General features: G+C 64.4%; 3 protein-coding genes. All 3 read right to left on the bottom strand.

Going from position 1 to position 4477, the window contains the following annotated elements; all coding sequences use genetic code 11:
* Positions 1–54: 54 nt before the first annotated feature.
* The 3 genes from WBV89_RS19150 to WBV89_RS19140 are packed head-to-tail and all read right to left on the bottom strand — an operon-like array spanning position 55 to position 3918.
* Positions 55–1062, bottom strand: coding sequence for an ABC transporter permease (locus WBV89_RS19150; RefSeq protein WP_423982925.1), 1008 nt, complete (start codon positions 1060–1062; stop codon positions 55–57).
* Positions 1059–2600, bottom strand: coding sequence for a sugar ABC transporter ATP-binding protein (locus tag WBV89_RS19145; RefSeq protein ID WP_423982924.1), 1542 nt, complete (start codon positions 2598–2600; stop codon positions 1059–1061). The genes WBV89_RS19150 and WBV89_RS19145 overlap by 4 nt, the downstream gene beginning before the upstream one ends.
* Positions 2593–3918 carry an enolase C-terminal domain-like protein gene (locus tag WBV89_RS19140; protein WP_423982923.1) on the bottom strand — a complete coding sequence of 442 codons (1326 nt, stop codon included), beginning with the start codon at positions 3916–3918 and terminating at the stop codon, positions 2593–2595. Before WBV89_RS19140 ends, WBV89_RS19145 begins: the two co-directional genes overlap by 8 nt.
* Positions 3919–4477: the final 559 nt, after the last annotated feature.

Raw genomic sequence — 4477 nt, 5'->3', positions numbered from 1 at the left:
CGTTCGCTTCCCCGACCCGAGGACGCTCGACCTGTTGGCCTCCGGACCGTCTGGTCAGGTCCTCCGTGTGCGGAGATTGTCTGCGAAGACCGCGAGCAGGATCACGAGGCCGAGGATCACCAGCTGCCATTGCTGCGGGATCGACATCAGCTGGAGTCCGTTGTTCAGCGTGGAGATGAGGATGGCGCCGATCACGGTGCCCGCGATGGTCCCCTTGCCACCCGACAGCGACGTTCCACCGATGATCACGGCGGCGATCGCCTGCAGTTCGTATCCCAAGCCGACCGCCGGCTGGGCCGAGCCGAGCCGGGCGGAGATCATCACGCCGGCGAGTCCGGTGAACAGTCCCGCATATGCGTAGATCAGAACGTTCCAGCGTTTGACGTTGATGCCCGACAACGCGGTGGCTGCCTCGTTGCTGCCGATCGAGTACGCAAATCGACCGAGCACGGTCTTGGCGAGCACCACACCCGCCACGACCGAGGCGAGTGCGAAGACGACGATCGCGTTGGGGAGCCCGGGGATCCACTCGGCCGTCGAGATCGTGCTGTAGTCGCTTTCGAAGTAGATCGGAGCGGCGTCGGAGATCACGAGGGAGAGGCCTTGAGCGACCTGCATCATCGCCAGCGTCGCGATGAACGGTGGGAACCCGAGGTACGACACCAACGACCCGTTGACCAGGCCGATGAGGCCTCCGAACAGCACCGCCATCGGAATCCCGATGAAGGTCGGCATGCCGATGTCGACGATGAAGACACCGGACATCACGGCACACAACGTCATCCCGGTGCCGATCGAGAGGTCGATTCCCCCGGCGACGATGACGATCGTCGTCCCGACCGCCAGCAGCCCGACGACCACCGTCGAGAAGAGGATGTTCTTCTGGTTCGCCCACGGGATGAAGGTCGATCCCTTCGCGACGGCGAAGTAGATCCACACCATGAGGAGCCCGCCGAGCGCGAGCAACTGCTGCGCGCTGCCGCGCAAGCGACTGCTCTTGACGACGGTGGCCGTCGAACCAGTCGGGGTGGACGGTTCTGTGGTCGATGGCGAGAGGCTCATCGTGTCACCTCTGCCTTCTGCTGCCCGTCGGCGTCCGCGTCGGTCTGCGTGGCGAGCGTCATGATCGCCTCCTGGGTGGCCTCTGCGGCCGACAGCACGCCGGTCAATCGCCCGGCGCTCATGACTCCGACTCGATGAGACATGCGCAGCACTTCTGGGAGTTCTGAACTGATCATGATGATTGCCTTGCCCTGGTCGGCGAGCTCGTGGAGGAGCTCGTAGATTTCCTCTTTCGCCCCGACATCGATCCCGCGTGTCGGCTCGTCGAAGATCAAGATGTCGCAGTCCTTGACGAGCCACTTGGCGATGACGACCTTCTGCTGGTTGCCGCCGGAGAGGAACTTGGTGGTCTGATTGATGGACGGCGTCTTGATGCCGAGTGCGTCGATCATCGCTGTCGCGTGCTTCTTCGTCGGCGCGACGTGGACCCATCCGAATCGCGTGCTGAACCGTTGCCTGATCGATGGGAGCGCAACGTTGTCGGTGATGTTCATGTCGAGCAACAGACCCAGCGTCTTGCGATCCTCCGACAGGTACCCGATCCCGAGCTCGGCCGCGTGGGCCGGATGCTTGATTCGCTGGACCTTCCCGTCGACCTCGACCTCTCCGGCCGTGATCGGGTCGGCCCCGACGATCGCCCGCGCCACCTCGGTTCGACCGGCGCCCATTAGCCCGGCGAGGCCGAGGATCTCTCCTTTGCGAACCTCGAGCGAGACGTCCTTCAGCAGGTTGCGCGTCGACAGCCCCCGGACGGCGAGCGCGATCTCCGCGGAGGGCGTGACGGGCGGCGGCGGAGCGTGATCGATCTGGCTGATCTCTCGATCGACCATCAGCTGGATCACCTGTTCGATCGCCGCCGAGTCGGTGTCGAGCGTTTCGACGTAGGTTCCGTCGCGGATGATCTGAATCCGTTGGCTGATCGACATCAGTTCCTCGAGCCGGTGTGAGATGTAGATCACTCCGGTGTCGGGCTGTACGAACCGGTGAATGATCTCGTGCAGCGTCGACACCTCCTCGGCATTGAGTGCTGCCGTCGGTTCGTCCATCACCAGCACTCGGGGACCGAGGGACAGCGCTTTGGCGATCTCGACCATCTGCTGGCTCGCGACGCTCAGGCTGTCGACCTTCGCTCGCGGGTCGAGCGGGAGCTGCAGACGGTCGAGGAGCTCGCCGGCCTGTCGATTCAACGCACGCTCCGAGAGGAACGGGCCGACTCTCGGTTCGCGCCCGATGAAGATGTTCTGGGCAACGGTGAGGTCCGCCATCAGGTTGAATTCCTGGTGGATGATGCTCAGCCCCGCATGCTGGCAGTGCGTCGGATTCTCCGGAACGAACGCCTCGCCGTACAGCCGGAACGACCCGGCGTCGGGTTGATAGATCCCGGTGAGGGTCTTCATCAGCGTCGACTTGCCGGCGCCGTTCTCACCGATCAGCGCGAGCACCTCTCCCGGCTTGAGGTTGAGATGCATGTCGTCGAGCGCCTTGACGCCGGGAAAGCTCTTGCTCACCCCGTCGATCTCGAGCAGGTACTCACTCATGACGAGCACCTTCAGCGGTGCGGTCGGTCGTCCAGGCTGCGCCGGTCGGGAAGATGAATTCGGCGAGCGAGGCGTCGTGCATCTGGGCGCTCATGCCCGGCGCCGTCGGGGTCACGTAGCGTCCCGTTCGGATCACGACCGGATCGGTGAAGTGTTCGTGGAGGTGGTCGACGTACTCGATGCGGCGGTCCTCGAGCGTCGCCGACACCGCCAGGAAGTCGAACATCGAGAGGTGGCGGACGAGTTCGCACAGTCCGACTCCACCTGCGTGCGGGCAGACGGGGACACCGAACTTCGCGGCGAGGAGCACGATGGCGATGTTCTCGTTCACCCCACCGACGCGCGTCGCGTCGAGTTGCAGGATGTCGATCGCATCGAGCTGGAGAAGCTGTTTGAAGACGATCGAGTTGTGAGCGTGTTCTCCGGTCGCGACTTTGATCGGTGCGACCCCTTTGCGGATCGTGGCGTGGCCGACGACGTCATCGGGCGATGTCGGCTCCTCGATCCAGTACGGATCGAACTCGGCCAACGCGTTCGTGCTTCGAATTGCATCGGCGACCCCCCACACCTGGTTGGCGTCGATCGCGATCTTCACGTCCGGACCGACCGTGTCACGGGCGATGCCGAGGCGTCGGTGATCTCCGGCCGGGTCGGCGCCGACCTTCAGTTTGATCAGATCGAAGCCGTCGTCGACGGCGGCCGAGGAGAGTGCGGCGAGCTTCTCGTCGCTGTAGCCCAACCATCCCGGCGTCGTCGTGTAGGCCGGGTACCCGGACTCCAGCAGCAGCCGCTCTCGGTCAGCACGTCCGTCGAGACCTGCTTCGAGGATCCGCAGCGCCTCGTCTTTCGAGAGGGCGTCAGCGATGTATCGGAAGTCGATGAGGTCGACGATCTCGGCGGGCGAGAGGTCGGCCAGCAGCTTCCACAACGGGACACCGGCGCGGCGCGCCCGCAGGTCCCAGACGGCGTTGATGACCGCGCCGGCGGCCATGTGGATCACACCCTTCTCGGGCCCGAGCCACCGCAGTTGGCTGTCACCGACGAGCCCGCGCGAGAAGCCGCCCATGTCTGCGAGCACCTCGTCGACGTCTCGGCCGATCACGAGTGGCAGATGTGCCTCGATCGCAGCGACCTGCACGTCGTTGCCGTTCCCGATCGTGAACACGAATCCGTGCCCGACCTCACCGTCGGAGGTCATCAGCTCCAGATACGCGGCCGAGTAGTCCGGGTTGGGGTTCATGGCGTCGGAACCGTCCAACAGGCGCGACGTTGGAAACCGCACGTCGCTCACACGTGCTTCGACGAACGTCACAGTCATTGCAGATCCTGATCCACTCAGTGCCCCCTCGGCCCCTCGAACGTCCGGCGTCAACAGCCGGATCCTCTGTCCCACAGATCCCAATTTCCTATAGGATCTATGAGACTCTAGCGAACGCAGTGCACTCTGTCAATGCCGAACGGTGCCGGAGGGGACCGGGCCCCGGCTCACTTCGCCGTCGTTCGAACCCGCACCCAGCTGCGGGAGTGCCTGATCGGGCAGGTTCAGGCGCTCACGAGAACGGCCGCACCGGTGCCGTCCAGAACATCCGACGGCGAGAACACGCCGAGCCGCCGCTATCGAAGCCTCTGTGGTTGTCAAGCGGGTTTTCGTCGGTGTCGGGGCGTGTTGGTCGAGGCCCCTTGCCTGGCGGCCGGGGTCGGTCGTGGGGTCGTGGTTGGGTCCGGGAAGTGACTTGTCCGAAGAGCCGGCTGTTCAGGATGTGAGGCCGGTCACGCTGGAGACAGAGTCGTTTCTGGGTGTCCTCCCGGGCCCACTTGAGAGTCAGCTGCGGAGTTGTTGGGCGTCGTTGACGAGGTGACGGTAGACGGTGTCGGAG

It is taken from the genome of Ilumatobacter sp., assembly GCF_049588435.1.
Taxonomy (GTDB): Bacteria; Actinomycetota; Acidimicrobiia; order Acidimicrobiales; family Ilumatobacteraceae; genus Ilumatobacter_A.
The sequence above is the reverse complement of the archived record's forward strand: the minus strand, read 5'-3'. Positions and strand labels throughout refer to the sequence as shown.